The sequence below is a fragment of the Labrys sp. F242 genome, from assembly GCF_057813875.1.
Map to the genome: position 1 here is coordinate 2,969,356 of NZ_JBVASG010000001.1, position 17,096 is coordinate 2,986,451.

Sequence of the window (17,096 nt, forward strand, 5' to 3'; positions counted from 1 at the left end):
GCGTTTTTTGTGCATATTGACGATCATTGATCATAGGCACAGATTTTGCTCATATCAATCAGCGATGAGGAACAAGCCATGAAAGCGATCGGATACAGGACGGCGGGCGCCATCGACGCTGCGAAGGCGCTCGAGGACATCGAGTTGCCCCGCCCCAAGGCAACTGGCCACGACCTTCTGGTCGAGGTCGCGGCAATCTCCGTCAATCCGGTCGATACCAAGGTTCGGCGCAGGGCTTCGCCGGATGCGGGCGAATGGAAGGTCCTGGGCTGGGATGCCGTTGGCCGGGTGGTGGAGGTCGGCGAAGCGGTAACCGCCTTCAAGCCCGGCGACGAGGTGTTCTATGCCGGCTCGATCACCCGGCCCGGTGCCAACAGCCAGTTCCATCTGGTCGACGAGCGCATCGTGGGCCACAAGCCGAAAGTTCTCTCGGATGCCGAAGCCGCAGCCCTGCCGCTGACAGCCATCACGGCCTGGGAGATGCTGTTCGACCGGCTCGATATTCGCCGTCCTGTGCCCGGAGCGGCCAATGCCATCGTGATCGTCGGCGGCGCCGGCGGGGTCGGCTCGATCGCCATCCAGCTCGCGCGCGCACTGACCGAGGTGACGGTCATCGCCACCGCCTCCCGCCCCGAAACGCAGGACTGGGTGCGTGAACTCGGAGCCCATCACGTCGTCGATCACGGCAAGCCGATCGCCGGACAGATCGCGGCACTCGGCATCGGCGCCCCCGCCTTCGTCTTTTCCACCACCGAGACCCACCGCCATCTCGGCGAGATCGTCGAACTGATCGCGCCCCAGGGCCGGTTCGGCCTCATCGACGATCCGGAGGGGCTCGATATCATGGGTTTCAAACGCAAGGCGGCCTCGATCCACTGGGAGTTGATGTTCACCCGTCCGATCTTTCAGACACCCGACATGGACGAGCAGGGAAAATTGCTGAACGAGGTCGCCGGATTGATCGACAAAGGCAAGATCCGCACGACGCTCAGCCAGGTGCTTAGCCCGATCAATGCCGAGAATTTGAAACAGGCCCACGCCCTGATAGAAAGCGGACGCGCCAAGGGTAAGATCGTGCTGGAGGGCTTCTGAGAGCGGCGACCATTAAGTCAACTTAACGGTTCCAGAACCAGGATTTTGCTATGGAGCGCAGGCGCTCTCAAGCAAACGCCAAAGGCTGGGCATGAGCGGCGCCATCCTTCCGCCCCACTCGGCAGGTTACAACCGGCCGGGTGGTGAATCGCTACTGCTCCTGCCCGCTGCAATCTGGATCGTTCATGCGCTCGCTTCTTCTCGCCACTATACTGTTTGGCTGCCTCATTGGGCGGGCTGCGGCCCATCCACATGTCTTCGTCGATTCAGCCAGCGAGATCGTTTACGACGACAAGGGGCGGGTAACCGGCGTCAAGCAGCACTGGACCTTCGACGAAGCCTTCTCCTCCTATGCCACGCAGGGACTGCAGCAAGACAAGGACGGCAGCTACACGCGCGAGACCCTCGCCCCCTTGGCTCAGACCAATGTCGAGAACCTCAAGGATTTCGGCTATTTCACCTTTGCCAAACTCGGTGGCAAGGAGCTCCTGTTCAAGGATCCGACCGACCCTTATCTCGACTATGCCAACGGCGTCTTGACCCTGCATTTCTTCCTGCCCCTCTCCTCTCCGCAGACACAGGGGCAGAAGGCGCTGGCGATCCAGATCTACGATCCGACCTATTATGTCGCCTTCACCCTGCAGGACGAGAACCCGGCCAAGCTCGATGGCCCCCCGCAGGGCTGTGCGCTCAACGTCATCAGGCCCAAGCCACCCAGCGACGACCAGAAGGCCGCCGCTTTGCAGCTCGACGAGGCCTATTTCAGCGCGCTGGACCAGAACAAGGATTTCGGTGCCAAATTCGCCAACAACATCCAGGTGAACTGCCCGTGACAACGGGTATCGGCCGCTTTGCCAGGCGGGTCGCACAGGGGGCGCCGGCGGTCCTGTTCCTGCTTCTGCTGGCGGCTGGCGAAGCGCTCGCCCAGAAGAGCACGCCCTTCGGCATCAGCCGGCCGGAGCAATCGATCACCGGCCCCGCCAGTCCCTTCCTGGCCTGGATCCTCAGCGAAACCGCCCGCTACTATCAATTGCTCGTCGATGCTCTGAAGGAATCCAAGCAGAACGGCACCGCCAGCCTCGCGCTGATCACCCTCAGCTTCGGCTATGGCGTCTTCCATGCTGCCGGCCCCGGGCACGGCAAGGCGGTCATCTCCTCCTATCTGTTCGCCAATGACGAGGCGGTGAAGCGCGGCATCGCCCTCTCCTGCGCCTTCGCACTGGTGCAGGCGCTGTCCGCCATCGCCATGGTGTCGGTGCTGGCGGCCATCCTCAACGTCACCGCCCAGACCATGGATGCCTCCACCCTGATGCTGGAGCGGCTCTCCAACTTCATGGTGATGGCAGTCGGTGCCTGGCTGTTCTGGCGCAAGGGCCGCGCTCTGTGGGGCCTGATCGCCGCCCGTTTCGGCCTGCCCGGCGCCAGCATCCATGTCCACGACGCCAATTGCGGCCATCTTGCCTTGCCGACCGACAGCGACACCGCCAAACGCAACAACATGCGGGCGATCCTCGCCGCCGGCCTCAGGCCCTGCACGGGCGCCATCATCGTGCTGGTGTTCGCCTGGCGGCAGGGAATCTACGGCTCGGGCATCATCGCGACTTTCGCCATGGGCCTCGGCACTGCCGTCACCATCGCCGCCATCGCCACGGTCGCGGTGATGGCCAAGAGCCTTGCCGTCCGCTTTGCCGCCCCGCAAAGCTTTGCCGCCGCCATCACGGTGCGCACGCTCGAAATGGGTCTTGCCTTCATGGTGTTCGCACTCGGGCTCATCCTGCTTGCCGGCGTGATAAATTTACCCTCCGCATAGCTCTTGCCGTCGCCAAAATACTTGGCCCCCCAAAAGCCGCGCAGTATGATGGCTGAGGGCGCACCGAAGCGTGCGCCCAGCTCGACTTTCCGGCTCAATCCGCAGGGAGAAGCGGCCAGCCGGAGGCGGCCGGAGGATCGACCGATGGGCCAGCAGATTGAAGCCGTCGTCCAGCGCCTGAGGCGCTTTGCCCGGGCGCTCAGCCATGATTCCGATGGGGCAGATGCCCTGGTCCTCGAGATCCTGTCCGCGCATGAGGGCAAGCGTCTCGATTATCCCCGCCTGCTCACGGCGCTGATTGCCCGCCGCCGCGACCTCGACGACCGGGAAAACCAGCTCAAGGCTCAACGCCCGCCGATGAAGGCTGCCTGCTCCAGCCATCCCGACATCCTTCGCGCTTTCGACCGCCTGCCCCTGGCCGACCGCGAGGTCCTGTCGCTGATCATCATCGAAGGGCTCGATTATGAGACGGCTGCCGCCGTGCTGGCGGTGCGCGAAGAAGCCTTCATCGCTCGCCTCACCCGAGCTCGCGAGGCTTTCTCGCGCCAGGTGGACGGCCAGCGCCACGCCGTGCTGCGGATCGTGAAATGACCGAGCCCACCCGTATTCCCGACCGGATCTTCAATGCCCTGGTCGATGGCCGGCTCTCCGCACGGGTGGAGCGTGAAACGCGCGAGGCACTGGAATCCGATTCCCAGGGCAGCGAGCGCGCCGCGACCTGGCAGCGTCAGAGCGAGGCCTTGCACGCCGCCCTCGCGCCCATCGCGCGCGAGCCCCTGCCCCTTTCGATGATGCTGAAACTGCGTAACGACAAGCCTGTTGCCTGGCATCGCGACAGCACGCTTTGGACTTATATCGGCATTTTTGCGGCCGGTGTCGCCGTTGGCCTGGCGCTCGACCTCGCCATGCCGACCTTGAGGGCTCTGATCGGGATCTGATTCTCCTGCCTTTCAGTAATACTGAAATTTATCCAACATTTCGGTTGAAATTAAATTCCTCCGTGCCTACCTTGGCACCATGAAACTCGACGCTTGGCTCAAACAGACCACAACGCCCCGCAGCACCTTCGCCAGGACGGTGGGGCTGTCGCCTGCGAGCATCACCGCCCTGTGCAATGACGAAACGGCGTGGATTTCCCGCGAGACCGCCGGACGCATTGCCGAAGCAACCGGCGGCAGCGTCACTCCCAATGACTTTCTGGGCCTCGCCCCGGTTCGTGAGCACCTCAAGGAGACTGTCGTGTCCCATCAAAAGATTCAAGCCGCCCTCGAGGCTTTCGCCCGCGGCGAGATCGTGGTGGTGGTCGACGACGACGACCGCGAGAACGAGGGCGACCTGATCATCGCCGCCAGCCACCTCACCACCGAAAAGATGGCCTTCATCATCCGCCATTGCTGCGGCATCGTCTGCGCCCCCCTGACGCTGGAAGAGGCCAAGCGCCTGCGCCTCGACCCCATGGTGTCGCAGAACGACGCCCCGCTCGGCACGGCCTTCACCGTCACGGTCGACGTCAAGCATGGCCTGACCACCGGCATCTCGGCCGAGCAGCGCGCCAATACGGTGCGCGCGCTCGCCAACTCCAATATGGGCGCCAGCGATTTCGTACGCCCGGGCCATATCTTCCCGCTGATTTCCAAGGAAGGCGGAGTGCTGATGCGCTCCGGCCATACCGAGGCGGCCACCGATCTGTGCAAGCTCGCCGGCCTGCCCCAGGTCGCTGCGATCTGCGAGCTCGCCAATGATGACGGCACGGTCAAGCGCGGACCCGAGGTCGTGGCCTTCGCCGAGACCCATGGCCTGCATATGGTCTCGATCGCCGACCTCATCGCCTTCCGCCAGGCCCGCGAAAAGCTGGTGGAGCGCGTAGCGACCTTTACCGTGGAAAGCGAGATCGGGCCGCTCACCGCCTATGCCTACACCACGCCCTATGACGAGGTGCAGCAATTGGCCTTCGTCTACGGCAAGATCGGCGATGGTGAGAATGTACCGACCCGCCTGCACCGCGCCGATGTGGTGACGGATGTGTTCGGCGGCGCCAAGATGCTCGGTGCCTCTCTCGCCAAGTTCAAGGAAGCTGGCCGGGGCGTAATCGTCTATCTGCGTGACGGCACCGCCGGCGTGCCCATGGTGACCCACGGCTCGGAACACGGTTCGGAAGCCCTGCGCAGCGAACAGTGGCGTGAGGTCGGGCTCGGCGCCCAGATCCTGCGCGACCTCGACGTCTCTTCGATCAGGCTGCTTTCGACCAAGCCACGCACCTATATTGGCCTCAGCGGCTTCGGCATCGAGATCAAGGGCACGGAGACGGTCTGAAGACCGTCACATCACACCTTCACACCGGCAGCGCAGTCGTCTTCTTGACGCTGCGCAAGGCCAGCGTGGACTGAACCCGCACCACGCCGGGAAGCTGGGTCAGGATCTCGGTGTGGATGCGCTCGAAATCGGCGGCGTCGGCATAGGCCACCCGCACCATGTAATCGGCGGCACCGGCCAGCAGGCAGCACTCTGTCACCTCCGGATGGCACTGGATCGCAGCCTCGAAGGCATCGAGCGCGCCGCGCCCCTGCTGATCCAGCGTAACGAGCACGAAGGCGACTCCGGGCAAGCCGGCCTCCTTCTCATCCAGCAGCATGACATAGCGCGAGATCAACCCGCGCTCCTCCAGAAGCTTGACCCGCCGCAGGCAGGCTGAAGGGGACAGATTGACCTTTTCGGCAAGGTCGACATTGGTGAGGCGGCCATCGGCCTGCAGCAGCCTGAGAATGGCACGGTCGCGGATGTCGAGTGAGATCTCGGATTTCGGCATAAATGGCGATCAATGGATCATTTTGTCGCATACTATGCGACAGAACCGCTCAAACGCCAGAGTTTTCAGCGGGAAATTGCGCGATTTCCACGCCATCATGCCGCTCTAGACTAGGTCCGACGACAAGGGCCAGCCTCATCACCATACAAGGCAAAAACAATGCTGATCGGCGTTCCCAAGGAAATCAAGGACAATGAATTTCGCGTCGGCCTGATCCCCTCTTCCGTAGCGGAACTGGTGCATCACGGCCACGAGGTCTGGGTGGAGACCAATGCCGGCGTCGGCGCCGGCCTCTCGGATGCCGACTATGTCGGTGCTGGTGCCGAAATCGTCGACAATCCCGATATCATCTTCGCCAAGGCGGACATGGTCGTCAAAGTGAAGGAACCACTGGAGATCGAGCGCAAGAAGCTGCGCCAGGGCCAGATCCTGTTCACCTATCTGCATCTGGCTCCCGATGCGGAGCAGACGCATGATCTCGTTGCCTCCGGCGCCGTCTGCATCGCCTATGAGACCGTGACGTCGGCCTCCGGCGCCCTGCCTCTGTTGACGCCGATGTCCGAAGTCGCCGGTCGCCTAGCGCCCCAGGTCGGCGCCCACAGCCTGGAGAAGGCCCAGGGTGGACGCGGCATCCTGCTTGGCGGCGTACCCGGCGTTCCGGCAGCCGAGGTCGTCATTCTCGGCGGCGGCGTCTCGGGCACGCATGCGGCAACCATCGCCGTAGGCATGGGTGCCAAGGTCACCGTGGTCGACCGCTCGGCCGAAGCCCTCAAGCGGCTTGCCGCCCAGTTCGGCACTTCGATCTCCACCGTATTCTCGACCCGCTCGGCCATCGAGGAACTGGTGAAGCGCGCCGATCTGCTGATCGGAACCGTGCTGGTTCCCGGCGCTGCCGCCCCCAAACTTGTCAGCCGCGACATGGTGCGCAGCATGAAGCCCGGCGCCGTCATCGTCGACGTGGCGATCGACCAGGGCGGCTGCATCGAAACCTCGAAGGCGACCACGCATTCCCACCCAACCTATGTCGTCGACGGCGTGGTGCATTACTGCGTCGCCAATATGCCGGGCGCCGTGGCCCGCACCTCGACCTTCGCGCTCAACAACGTCACCCTGCCCTTCGCCGTCGCGCTGGCCGACAAGGGCTGGAAGCAGGCACTGCGCGACGACGTGCATCTGCGCAACGGCCTCAACGTGGTGGATGGCAAGATCACCTGCCGCCCGGTGGCGGAAGCGCATGACCTGGCCTATGTCAGCGCCGAGAGCCTCGTCGGCGCTTGAGCGCGGTCCAGTACCGGGAGGCATTGAAAGGTGGCTCCCGGTGCGCGTCTTGGCTGCGCCGGCATCGAGCGGACTCGATCGAAATCGAAGGCATCGACGACGATACCATCGGTTTGGCGTTGTTCCGGCTAGAGCAAAAGCGCGTTAGTCGGAAACGCTTGTTTGCTCTAGCTCTTTGCTTTGACGCGTCTTTGCGATTCTGGGTAACTGCGTCAAATCGCAAAACGCTTTAGCATCAGCGCGAGGACGCCGGTGTCGCCACACCGTCCCCCCTGAACGGCACCGGCACCGCCTTGATCTTGGTTGCCGTCAACAATCGGGCGGCGACGAAAACCAGCGCGGCCGGCACGATGAGGTCATCGGCGCGCCCCCCACTCAGCGAATTCGGGATGAGATTGTTCAGGAAAGCATAATAGAGGGCGGCGATGGCCAGCAACCCTGTCGCCATGAGCGGGTTACGTCTTTTGCCGAGCAACCTCGCCTTGCGCCTGTAATAACGCCTTGCCCGCATCGCGAAAGAAGGACGAACCATCGGCTTGCCGGTAGCAGGAAGCGGCGCTGCAACTTCGTCTGTTCCCGTAGCCAAGATACTCCCCGCCTGGGTTTTCATCATCCGGACATAGGGGTCATCCTGAATTTCAGGATAGGCGTCCACCATATCCATGATCATCGCGACCGTCTCCGGTTTGAGGTCCATGCCACGACCGGCCTTGCCGACATTGATACGGCTGCCCTTGGATCTTGCTGCCTCCAGACCGGCAGCAATTTGCGCGGTACTTGCGGGGATGCTGGCAAAGGCCAGCATCTCGCCTATCGCCTTGTCCGGATCGGCAATGAAATCCTCATACATGAAGATCCGCGCGACCTTCGAACTGCGCCAGCCCATATAGAAATTGATGTACCAGGGGATCGCCAGCATCGCGATCATATGCTCGAGCTCGGCACGGTCCCGGCCAAGATGCTGTTTGTCGAGATAGAAGACAGGGCTGACCGGGCTTTCGCGATGGACGTGGTCCCGGATGCTGACCACGACATCGAAAAGGCTGCGGATCAGGACAATGATGGAGACGTCATAATCGCGGCACAGCTCTTCGGTCCAAGTGCTGTGCTTGATGTGGTGCTGGGCGACGTAGTCAAGCTCGGCGTTTTGGGCCAGGCAGATTTCACAAAGTTCCTGCTCGCGGCGTCCGTAACTTGGAATCAAATTGATTAAATTAAGACTGACCGCGTTTGCTATGGCGCTGGTTATGAATGTCGAAGCTGACTTAGGCATACAGGCCACAAGAACATGATGCGACATCGCGTCTCCTTCGCTCGAACAATCGATCCCGATGATTGGAGATTGTCTTGCTACTCAGTCACCCCCCAGTAACTACCCAGCGTCATGCGATAGGGAACATAATTTTTCTGTCGGTTCAACCTTAGGCTATTCTCATTTTTTCCACAGAGCCGCACCGGCCGTAGCGAACCGGCAGCAAGACAACGTCCCCGCTTGTCCAAAGTTCCAGGCTCGGTGAACCAATCTGCGCTCACGCAGCTTTCCCGCTGGCATGACAGCGCCGGGACACCCATCGTTTTGGAAACATTATAAAATTGGTCCTGAGCGGATCACGCCAGGCTCGATGCCATGAAGGCCGAGTGAAGACGTGAGGCCGCGTCAAAATCTGAAGCCGCTGAGGGCCCCGACGGCTCGGCCGTGCCCTATCCGATCAACAAGAATTTATCCCGAGACACCGTAACTTCGCTCTCCACTCCTGAAAGGTACGCTCCAATGAAGGAATGAAGCGGTGAAGCTCGGCGGAGGAATCGGCGCGCCGGAATAGCCGGAGACACAATCCGGTGCAGGGATGCCGCCGGGCCGGGCGTCGATAGCGGCGCCTGGCGAGCCAACCGCACTGCTTACGACGCGGGCCATCCCCCTAGAGTAGAATGACTTCCTTCGAAACGTTATTTTCTCTAACTCTTTGTTTCGGCGCGTTTTCTTAATCGAAAAGTCTATCAATTTTTCTGGAAAACGCTCTAGCGCTCGGCGGCGGCGCGGGCGAGCCTGTCGCGTATGGCCTCGCCCAATCCGTCACCGGGAATGGGGGCGATGGCAATGGCATGAATGTCGGCCCGGTCGAGCAGGCGCAGCATGCCGAAGAGATTGGCGGCGGCTTCGGTAAGGTCGCCGCTCGGACTGAGATTGGCAGAGACGCGGGCCTGCTCGCCACCACCCGGCCCGAACCCCAGCCAGGCTTCGTCGGGTTCGGCATTCTCGGCATCGAGCCTGACATGGGCCCGAGGCGCGTAATGGGACGCCAGCATGCCAGGGGCCACCGGCTCGTCACCTGCGCCCTCAGGTCCCTCGGCGAGGGCAAAGCCGAGCACGTCTTCGATCATGTCGCGTGACAAGCCGCCGGGCCGCAGCATCGCCACTCGATCGCCGAGGCAGGACAGGATAGTCGATTCGACACCGACCTTGGTGCCGCCGCCATCCACGATGGCATCGATGCGCCCGTCGAGATCGGCGGCGACATGGGCGGCGGTGGTGGCGCTGACATGACCAGAGCGATTGGCCGAGGGCGCAGCGACAGGCCGGCCGACAGCCTCGAGAACGGCATGGGCCACGGGATGATCGGGCACGCGCAAGGCGACGCTGTCGAGCCCTGCGGTGGCGATCTCGCTGACCGTGCAGGTCGGCGCCTTCGGCACGACCAGCGTCAGCGGCCCCGGCCAGAAGGCTCGGGCCAGTCGTTCGGCGGCTGGCGAGAAGACACCCTGGCCGCGAGCGAGTTCGAACGAAGCCAGATGGGCAATCAGCGGGTTGAAGCGTGGACGGCCCTTCGCCTCGTAAATACCGGCGACTGCTCGGCCATTGGTGGCATCGGCGCCCAGGCCGTATACCGTTTCGGTGGGAAAGGAGACCAGCCCGCCCTCCGCCAGGATACGTCCGGCCGTCGCGAGGGAAGACGGGTCGGCCCCAAGATGCAAAGTGTTTCGATATGTCATCAGGGCCGCCGTCCGCTCTTCTGTTGATCGATGCGTGATGCGCCATTGCCCGCAGCCACGCATTCCGTCAAGGTCGAAGGTGCGCAATGGAGTTCAAGAGCCAACAATGACCTATCAAGCGCCTGTCGCCGATATTGCCTTTTCTCTTCGTCATGTCGCTGATGTCGACGCTTTGCAGAGCGAGGGGCTGTTCCCCGATGCCACGCCGGATCTGGTCGACACTATCCTGGAGGAAGCAGGCCGTTTCGCGACCGATCGCATCGCCCCACTCAACCGCGAGGGCGACCGGGTCGGCGCCCGGCTCGAACAGCAGGGCGTCGTGACCGCCCCGGGCTGGCGAGAGGCCTATGCCGACTGGAGCGGCGGCGGCTGGAACAGCCTGGCGGGACCGGTGGAGTTCGGCGGTCAAGGCTTGCCTCTGCTGCTCAACGCCGCCTGCCTGGAGATGTGGAACTCGGCCTCGATGGCTTTCGGCATCGGACCGGTGCTCACCATGGGCGCGGTCGAGGCTCTCGCCACCCACGCCACGCCGGAGCTGCGTGAGACCTATCTCGCCAAGCTGGTCAGCGGCGAGTGGACGGGCACGATGAACCTGACAGAACCGCAGGCGGGCTCCGACCTCGCCGCCCTGCGCAGTCGCGCCGAACGACACGACGACGGCAGCTACCGCATCTTCGGGCAGAAGATCTTCATCACCTATGGCGATCACGACCTGACGCCCAATATTGTGCATCTGGTACTCGCCAGGCTGCCCGATGCGCCCGCGGGCACGCGCGGCATCTCGTTGTTCCTAGTGCCGAAATATCTCACCGACGCCGAGGGTAATCCGGGCCGCCGCAACGATGCCTTCTGCTCCAGTATCGAGCACAAGCTCGGCATTCACGGCTCGCCGACCTGCGTGATGGTGTTCGGTGACGAAGGCGGCGCCATCGGCTATCTCATCGGCGAGGAACACAAGGGCCTGGCCTGCATGTTCACCATGATGAACAATGCCCGCCTCGCCGTCGGCCTACAGGGGGTCGCCATCGCCGAACGCGCCTATCAGCACGCGCTCGCCTATGCGCGCGAGCGGCGCCAGGGCAAGAGCGCGCTCTGGCGGAATGGCGGCATGAGCCCGATCATCGAGCATCCCGACATCCGGCGCATGCTCCTGGAGATGCGGGCGAAGACCGTGGCTGCCCGCGGCATCTCCTACCTGCTCGCGGTGGCGATCGATCGTTCCCATCACGAGACCAATGTCGACAGGCGCAGACAAGCCTCCAACCGTGCCGCTTTGCTCACGCCCGTGGCCAAGGCCTTCTCCACCGATATCGGCAACGAAGTCGCCTCGCTCGGCGTCCAGATCCATGGCGGCATGGGCTATATCGAGGAGACGGGCGCCGCCCAGCATTTTCGCGATGCCCGCATCGCCGCGATCTATGAGGGAACCAACGGCATCCAGGCGATCGACCTCGTCACCCGCAAGCTGCCGCTCGAAGGGGGCGATGTGATCGGTGGCTTCATCGCCGAGTTGCGGGAGACCGTCGCGACCGTTGCGGCCAGCGAGCGCTTTGCGGCCCTCGCGCCGCTCCTGGGACGCTCCGTCGACGCGCTCGAGCGCGCCACGGCCTATATGCTGGCGCCCCGCGAGCGCCCCGAGGACATCCTGGCGGGGGCCACGCCCTATCTGCGCGTGTTCGCCATCGCCGCCGGCGGCGGCGTGGTGGCGAAGGAAGCGCTGGCCGCGGCTGCCATCGATCCTGGCGAGCCCGCCAATCGCCTGCGCATCGACACCGCGCATTTCTACGCCACGCAGATTTCGCCGCAGGCCGAGGGGCTCGCGGAAAGCGCGGTAAGCGGCTACGTTGCCGCCGGACTCGAAACCGTTCTCTGACAGGATCCCCTGAATGTCCCTTGCCAACAAAACCTTGTTCATCACTGGCGCCTCGCGTGGCATTGGGCTCGCCATCGCGCTGAGAGCAGCCAGGGATGGCGCCAACATCGCCATCGCGGCCAAGACGGAGACCCCCCATCCGAAGCTGGAAGGCACGATCTACACGGCCGCCGAGGCGATCGAGAAGGCGGGTGGCAAGGCCCTGCCCCTGGTGGTCGACGTGCGTGACGAGGATAGCGTCAAGGAAGCCTTCGCCAAGACGGCGGCCCAGTTCGGCGGTGTGGACATCGTGGTCAACAATGCCTCGGCCATTCAGATGAGCAAGACTGTTGACACCGAGATGAAGCGCTTCGATCTGATGCATCAGATCAACGCGCGCGGCACCTTCCTGGTCTCGAAGACGGCGCTGCCCTATCTCGAAAAGGCGCAGCAGCCGCATATCCTGATGCTGTCGCCGCCGCTCGACATGAAGGAAAAGTGGTTCGCTCCCCACACCGCCTATTCCATGGCGAAGTTCGGCATGAGCCTGGTGGTGCTCGGCCTCGCCGGCGAGACGCGCGGACGCATCGGTGTGAACGCCTTATGGCCCCGCACCACCATCGCCACCGCCGCGATCAAGAACATTCTCGGCGGCGAAGCTCTGATGCGCCGCTCGCGCAAGCCCGATATCCTGGCCGATGCCGCTTATCGCATCTTCAACAAGCCGGTCAGCTTCTCCGGCAACTTCCTGATCGACGATACCTTCCTCTCCGGCGAGGGGGTCACCGATTTCGAGGCTTATCGCGCGGTTCCGGGCGAAACCCTGGCGCCCGACTTCTTCGTGCCCGACGATTCCGTGCCGCCCCCCGGCGTGGTTATCGGCGAGGCCATGCATTGAAATACAATAGGACAGCTCCGGCATGACGACGCTGTTGGTGACGCACCCGGCCTACGCCCGCCACGAGACGCCGCGGGGGCATCCCGAACGGGTTGATCGTATCCTGGCGGTAGAGGCGATGCTGGCCAGTCCGATGTTCGACGCGCTGGAGCGGATCCAGGCGCCGGAGGCTTCGATCGAAATGATCGAGGCCTGCCATCCGCGCACCTATGTCGAAACCTTACAGCGCCTGAGCCCGCATGACGATGAGGGGTTGGCGCAGCTCGACGGCGACACCTCGATGTCGTCGGGTAGTTTCGAAGCGGCCCTGCGCGGAGCCGGCGGCGCGGCGCTGGCGGTCGACCATGTCATGACCGGCAAGGCCCAGAACGCCTTCAGTGCCTCACGCCCACCCGGCCATCATGCCGAACCGCAACGGGCGATGGGCTTTTGCCTCTTCAACAATGTCGCCATCGCCGCCCGCCACGCCCAGAAGGCGCATGGCGCCGAGCGAGTGGCGATCATGGATTTCGATGTGCATCACGGCAATGGCACCCAGGCGATCTTCTGGAACGATCCCAGCGTGCTCTATGCCTCCACCCATCAGATGCCGCTCTATCCGGGCACCGGCGCGCCCAGCGAAACCGGCGAGGCCGGGACCATCGTCAACGCGCCCCTCAGGCCCGGGCAAGGCGGCAGCGAGTTCCGCGAGGCCATGCAAAGCGTGATCCTGCCGCGTCTGCAGGAATTCGCGCCGGATCTGATCCTGATTTCGGCCGGTTTCGATGCCCATGAGCGCGATCCGCTCGGCGGCCTCAATTTCGTCGAGGAGGATTATGCCTGGGCGACCTCCGTGTTGATCGACCTCGCAGCAAGGACGGCAGGCGGGCGTATCGTCTCCGTGCTCGAAGGCGGCTATGATCTCACCGCCCTCGCCCGCTCCAGCGCCGTGCATGTCGCCACGTTGATGCAGGCGTAGTGCGAGGAATGAAATCGGCAGAGCATCCTCGTCAAGCTAATAGTTCAAGACCTTTACATAGATCAGAGGACGACCTGCCCGAACAAGGGCAATGCCTCTATGGCCCAAGAGCGGGCCAAGAACTATACTGCGGCACAGCCAAAGGCTATCGCCGCCCCTCATTTCATCAAAGATCGGCGAAAGCATTTGCTTGATCTGCGATTCATCGCGAATACGGCGCGTAAGGTCGTCCTGCTCTTGAAGGCCGAAGCAGTGAATCACCCACTGCTGAAAATCGGGTAGCGTCGTTTCGCGTTCCAGCTCTACGTCATCTGGATCACGTCGCGCCGTCAGGCTGGTCATGCCTTGACATCCTATTTTCCCAGTGCGCCTGCGATAACGCAAGCGACAGCCGACACGATCAATCGCCGTCCTCGAAGAACTGCCACTTGCCCTGGGGGCTGATGCCGAGGCGATAGAAGGAATAGACCCCCTTGTCCTGCATGTCCTGGAAATCTCCGGCGGTGATCAGGCGGAACAGCTCGACCATCTGCGGGCCGGTCAGCTTGTTGAGGGGATAGCGCGCGAAATAGGGCCAGACATAGGCTTCCTGCGGCGTGCCGACGTCGACATGGACATAGCCTGCCTCGAGCACGTCATCCATGATGGCGAGAATTTCCCGGCCCTTCGGGTCGCCGGCCAGCAGCTTGAGCGTCGCGATCGGATCGTCGCTCTCGCCGCCGGGCAGGTCGGGATTGCCGCCATTGGCAGCAAAGATAGGGCGCAGCGATTCCAGTTCGCCCGTCTTGATCGCCGTCAGCAGTTTCTGCCGCAATTCCTTCACCGGTGCCGGCAGATCGGCGTCGCCATAAAAGACCTGCGGTGCCACCTGCCCACTGTCGCTGTCGTCGCTCGCCGGCGGCGTGACCGTCACGGTGGGGGCCTCTGTGGTCACGGGCGGAGACTTGCCCGGCGCATTCTTGGTCGCGTCGTTGGCCGCCTGTGACGGCACGGTGCCGAGCAGGACGACAGCGGAAACGGCAAGGACAATTCGGCGCATGGTCGGCATCAATCCGGGATCAGGCGAATCACGGCATTCGCTTGATGCTAGCCTAACCACAGCCACGCGCGATTGCGAGCCTTCCCGGACAGAGGAGGCCGCTCACATTCTATTGATGGGTCCCCTTGACCGTAAACTCGCCATTGCGCACCCGCTCGGGCAGGCGCTCGGCAAAGCGCGCGACGGGTTCCTCGCCATAGGTCGCGACCAATTCCTTGAAGGCTGCAAAAAGAGCCGCATTTGCCACGCAATCGCCGTCGATGCCATCGAGAATGGCTTCTTCCCAGGCCTGCAGCAGATAGTCGAGCGCTGCCCGCCGGGCATCGTCTGCGGCGAATTGCTGTTTCAGATGGGTAACGCGATCATACATGACAAAATCCTGCCGCGGCGATGGCTGCGGGCGAGCCGGACCATAGCACGCTGGTGTCCCAGGAATAGACACTTCCCAATTAATCGTTAACGCCCGTAGCGCGCTTCCAGCGTCTTGATGATGGTGCTGCCCTCTTCCAGATAGAGGTCGATCACCTTGCCGGCTGCCTCGTTGCAGCTGCGGTAGCTCTCGCTGAAACTACGATAGCCGCGATTGAAGGCTCCCGCGAAGCGTGCCTTGGCGGCCTCGTCGAAACCCTGGGCTTCGGCCAGGGCATTCATCTTGTCCCGCCAGGCCCCCGCATCGGCAAAGCCGCACAGACCGCGCAGATAATGCAAGGCCCCCATCAACTCCGCGAGCCGCAGCAATTGCGGTTCATAGGGTGCGATCTGGGGAGCCGCCGGTACAGTTGACGGTTGCACCGGCTTGGGCGGCGGGGTCTGTGCCGAACCAGGCGAGAGGGCTCCCGCCAAAACCAACAGGACGGCAGGCAGAAGGCTGCGGCCGCTCACAGCATCCTCCCGGCCGCAGCGACGATATCGGCCAACCCGTCGGTCAGCGGCAGGCCGTCGAGAGTGAGAGGGTCGGCCCAGCGAAAGCTCAGGGTTTCCTCGCTGAGCCGCGGTTCACCCCGCACCGAGCGCCCCACGAAGACCGCCACCACGAAATGGCGCTGCACGGCCCCCGCGTCGTCGCGGGCGATCACTTCGTGATGGCGGACGAAGCCGGTGATCTCGATCTCCAGCCCGGTCTCTTCGCGGACTTCCCGCCGTACCGCCGCTTCGAGGTTTTCACCCAACTCCACCACACCGCCCGGCAGCGAGAACAGGCCCCGGCCCGGCGCTCGCGCCCGCTCACCCAGCAATATTCTGCCATGGCGGAAGAGAGCGATGCTGGCTGCAAGAATCGGTCGGGCGGGATAGGATCGCGGTGCTTCCGTCATGGCGCCACTATTGGCGGCAGCGCCCTGCCCCGCAACCTCTTTCGAAATCATGACCGGCCGTTTCGCGCTCACCCATTCGCCACGACAGGTGCGAGACTGGTTCGGCTATGTCGAGGAACCGGATTTCCCGCCGCGCACCAATATTGCACCGAGCCAGCCCGTTGCCGTGGTGCATGCCGACTTTTCGGCACGGCATTTCACCTTGATGCGGTGGGGCTTCATTCCGGCCTTCATCAAGGATACGGCAGGCTATCCGCTGCTGATCAACATCCGCTCTGAGACGGTGCAGGAGAAGCCCTCTTTCCGCAACGCCTTTGCGCGGCGGCGTTGCCTGATACCGGCAGATGGCTTTTACCAATGGCAGAAACAGGGACGCACGAAACGACCCTATATGCTGCACCGGCCCGACGGAGGCCTCATGGCCCTGGCGGCGATCTGGGAGACCTGGTCGGGCTGTGACGGCAGCGAGATCGACACGGTCGGCCTTCTCACCACCGATGCCAGCGGCATGCTCGCGGCAGTCGGCGAACGCAGTCCCGTGCTGATCGAGCCCGACGCCATGGCCTTCTGGCTCGATCCGCTGACAAAGCCTGGCGAAGCAGCCGTCCTGCTGCGGCCCCCCGCTGCCGACATGCTCGAACTGGCGCCAGTCGCACCGGATTTGAATCGCGGCCTCTGATCCCCCATGCAGTTCACTTAAGCGTCTTCGAGTTCGCATGACCGTTGTCACCCCAAAGCCGGAAATGGCGCGCGTTCAAATTCTTAGCGAAATCTTGTGAGAAAGGACGGTTTCCTGTTCGACGAGATTCGATCTCTGGAGGGAAAGACGATGATGAAGATCCTATCCGCAGCCCTCGCGCTTGCAGCCGCAACGGCCCTTGCCAGTTGCAGTGCCGGTGTCAGCGTCGGCAGCGCGACCTACAGCGCCGATGAGCGGGGATCGACCTACTGCTCGCGCAGCGTCGGCGCCAGCATCGAAGCGCCCGATGCCCAAGGCAGCGGCGTGCATCGCCAGCGCGGTTGCGTGACGCGATCGCCCACCGACGACGAGGACTGAAC

At 63.2% G+C, this 17,096-nt stretch carries 20 protein-coding genes; 12 read left to right on the plus strand and 8 right to left on the minus strand.

Going from position 1 to position 17,096, the window contains the following annotated elements; translation table 11 throughout:
• The first annotated feature begins 78 nt into the window (after nucleotides 1-78).
• The 6 genes from ACZYTC_RS13975 (at nucleotide 79) to ribB (ending at nucleotide 5,215) form a co-directional block, all read left to right on the plus strand.
• On the plus strand, nucleotides 79-1,092 hold the full coding sequence (locus ACZYTC_RS13975; RefSeq protein WP_441772839.1) for a zinc-binding alcohol dehydrogenase family protein: 1,014 nt from the start codon (nucleotides 79-81) through the stop codon (nucleotides 1,090-1,092).
• A 185-nt stretch (nucleotides 1,093-1,277) separates the two neighbouring features.
• Nucleotides 1,278-1,925 (plus strand): DUF1007 family protein, encoded by a 648-nt coding sequence (locus ACZYTC_RS13980; protein ID WP_488989833.1) that lies wholly within the window; start codon nucleotides 1,278-1,280, stop codon nucleotides 1,923-1,925.
• Entirely contained in the window at nucleotides 1,922-2,902 is a 981-nt protein-coding gene (locus ACZYTC_RS13985) for a nickel/cobalt transporter (protein ID WP_434955491.1), read from the plus strand. Before ACZYTC_RS13980 ends, ACZYTC_RS13985 begins: the two co-directional genes overlap by 4 nt.
• 144 nt (nucleotides 2,903-3,046) lie before the next feature.
• Nucleotides 3,047-3,493 (plus strand): sigma factor-like helix-turn-helix DNA-binding protein, encoded by a 447-nt coding sequence (locus tag ACZYTC_RS13990; protein ID WP_434955490.1) that lies wholly within the window; start codon nucleotides 3,047-3,049, stop codon nucleotides 3,491-3,493.
• A complete protein-coding gene (locus tag ACZYTC_RS13995; RefSeq protein ID WP_434955489.1) occupies nucleotides 3,490-3,840 on the plus strand; it encodes an anti-sigma factor in 351 nt (116 codons plus the stop codon). Before ACZYTC_RS13990 ends, ACZYTC_RS13995 begins: the two co-directional genes overlap by 4 nt.
• 79 nt (nucleotides 3,841-3,919) lie before the next feature.
• Nucleotides 3,920-5,215 (plus strand): 3,4-dihydroxy-2-butanone-4-phosphate synthase, encoded by a 1,296-nt coding sequence (gene ribB / locus ACZYTC_RS14000; protein ID WP_434955488.1) that lies wholly within the window; start codon nucleotides 3,920-3,922, stop codon nucleotides 5,213-5,215.
• Nucleotides 5,216-5,234: 19 nt separating this feature from the next.
• Here the strand turns inward: ribB and ACZYTC_RS14005 are convergent, their stop codons facing one another.
• The gene (locus ACZYTC_RS14005) at nucleotides 5,235-5,708 is read right to left on the minus strand and encodes an Lrp/AsnC family transcriptional regulator (protein ID WP_434955487.1); all 474 of its coding nucleotides are present in this window, start codon (nucleotides 5,706-5,708) and stop codon (nucleotides 5,235-5,237) included.
• A 159-nt stretch (nucleotides 5,709-5,867) separates the two neighbouring features.
• Between ACZYTC_RS14005 and ald the strand changes: the two genes are divergently transcribed.
• The gene (gene ald / locus ACZYTC_RS14010) at nucleotides 5,868-6,986 is read left to right on the plus strand and encodes an alanine dehydrogenase (protein WP_488989834.1); all 1,119 of its coding nucleotides are present in this window, start codon (nucleotides 5,868-5,870) and stop codon (nucleotides 6,984-6,986) included.
• Nucleotides 6,987-7,221: 235 nt separating this feature from the next.
• Here ald and ACZYTC_RS14015 read toward each other — a convergent pair whose 3' ends face one another.
• Nucleotides 7,222-8,286, minus strand: a complete 1,065-nt coding sequence (locus tag ACZYTC_RS14015; protein ID WP_434955485.1) for a sulfotransferase family protein — start codon at nucleotides 8,284-8,286, stop codon at nucleotides 7,222-7,224.
• Between the two features lie 719 nt (nucleotides 8,287-9,005).
• Nucleotides 9,006-9,977 carry an L-threonylcarbamoyladenylate synthase gene (locus ACZYTC_RS14020; protein ID WP_434955484.1) on the minus strand — a complete coding sequence of 324 codons (972 nt, stop codon included), beginning with the start codon at nucleotides 9,975-9,977 and terminating at the stop codon, nucleotides 9,006-9,008.
• Between the two features lie 106 nt (nucleotides 9,978-10,083).
• On the opposite strand from ACZYTC_RS14020, the gene ACZYTC_RS14025 reads away from it, so the two are divergent.
• The 3 genes from ACZYTC_RS14025 to ACZYTC_RS14035 are packed head-to-tail and all read left to right on the plus strand — an operon-like array spanning nucleotide 10,084 to nucleotide 13,685.
• On the plus strand, nucleotides 10,084-11,850 hold the full coding sequence (locus ACZYTC_RS14025; protein WP_441772835.1) for an acyl-CoA dehydrogenase family protein: 1,767 nt from the start codon (nucleotides 10,084-10,086) through the stop codon (nucleotides 11,848-11,850).
• Between the two features lie 13 nt (nucleotides 11,851-11,863).
• Nucleotides 11,864-12,727, plus strand: a complete 864-nt coding sequence (locus ACZYTC_RS14030; protein ID WP_441772834.1) for an SDR family oxidoreductase — start codon at nucleotides 11,864-11,866, stop codon at nucleotides 12,725-12,727.
• A gap of 22 nt (nucleotides 12,728-12,749) precedes the next feature.
• A complete protein-coding gene (locus tag ACZYTC_RS14035) occupies nucleotides 12,750-13,685 on the plus strand; it encodes a histone deacetylase family protein (protein WP_441772833.1) in 936 nt (311 codons plus the stop codon).
• A gap of 36 nt (nucleotides 13,686-13,721) precedes the next feature.
• Here ACZYTC_RS14035 and ACZYTC_RS14040 read toward each other — a convergent pair whose 3' ends face one another.
• The 5 genes from ACZYTC_RS14040 to ACZYTC_RS14060 form a co-directional block, all read right to left on the minus strand.
• Nucleotides 13,722-14,027, minus strand: coding sequence for a hypothetical protein (locus tag ACZYTC_RS14040; RefSeq protein WP_441772832.1), 306 nt, complete (start codon nucleotides 14,025-14,027; stop codon nucleotides 13,722-13,724).
• A 58-nt stretch (nucleotides 14,028-14,085) separates the two neighbouring features.
• Nucleotides 14,086-14,724, minus strand: a complete 639-nt coding sequence (locus ACZYTC_RS14045) for a hypothetical protein (protein WP_434955479.1) — start codon at nucleotides 14,722-14,724, stop codon at nucleotides 14,086-14,088.
• Between the two features lie 109 nt (nucleotides 14,725-14,833).
• Nucleotides 14,834-15,094, minus strand: coding sequence for a hypothetical protein (locus ACZYTC_RS14050; protein ID WP_068284643.1), 261 nt, complete (start codon nucleotides 15,092-15,094; stop codon nucleotides 14,834-14,836).
• Nucleotides 15,095-15,180: 86 nt separating this feature from the next.
• The gene (locus ACZYTC_RS14055; RefSeq protein ID WP_441772831.1) at nucleotides 15,181-15,606 is read right to left on the minus strand and encodes a TIGR02301 family protein; all 426 of its coding nucleotides are present in this window, start codon (nucleotides 15,604-15,606) and stop codon (nucleotides 15,181-15,183) included.
• Nucleotides 15,603-16,088 carry an NUDIX hydrolase gene (locus ACZYTC_RS14060; protein ID WP_441772830.1) on the minus strand — a complete coding sequence of 162 codons (486 nt, stop codon included), beginning with the start codon at nucleotides 16,086-16,088 and terminating at the stop codon, nucleotides 15,603-15,605. The genes ACZYTC_RS14055 and ACZYTC_RS14060 overlap by 4 nt, the downstream gene beginning before the upstream one ends.
• Here ACZYTC_RS14060 and ACZYTC_RS14065 point away from each other — a divergent pair.
• The gene (locus tag ACZYTC_RS14065; protein ID WP_441772829.1) at nucleotides 16,087-16,716 is read left to right on the plus strand and encodes an SOS response-associated peptidase; all 630 of its coding nucleotides are present in this window, start codon (nucleotides 16,087-16,089) and stop codon (nucleotides 16,714-16,716) included. The genes ACZYTC_RS14060 and ACZYTC_RS14065 overlap by 2 nt on opposite strands.
• Before the next feature lie 150 nt (nucleotides 16,717-16,866).
• Entirely contained in the window at nucleotides 16,867-17,094 is a 228-nt protein-coding gene (locus tag ACZYTC_RS14070; protein WP_441772828.1) for a hypothetical protein, read from the plus strand.
• Nucleotides 17,095-17,096: the final 2 nt, after the last annotated feature.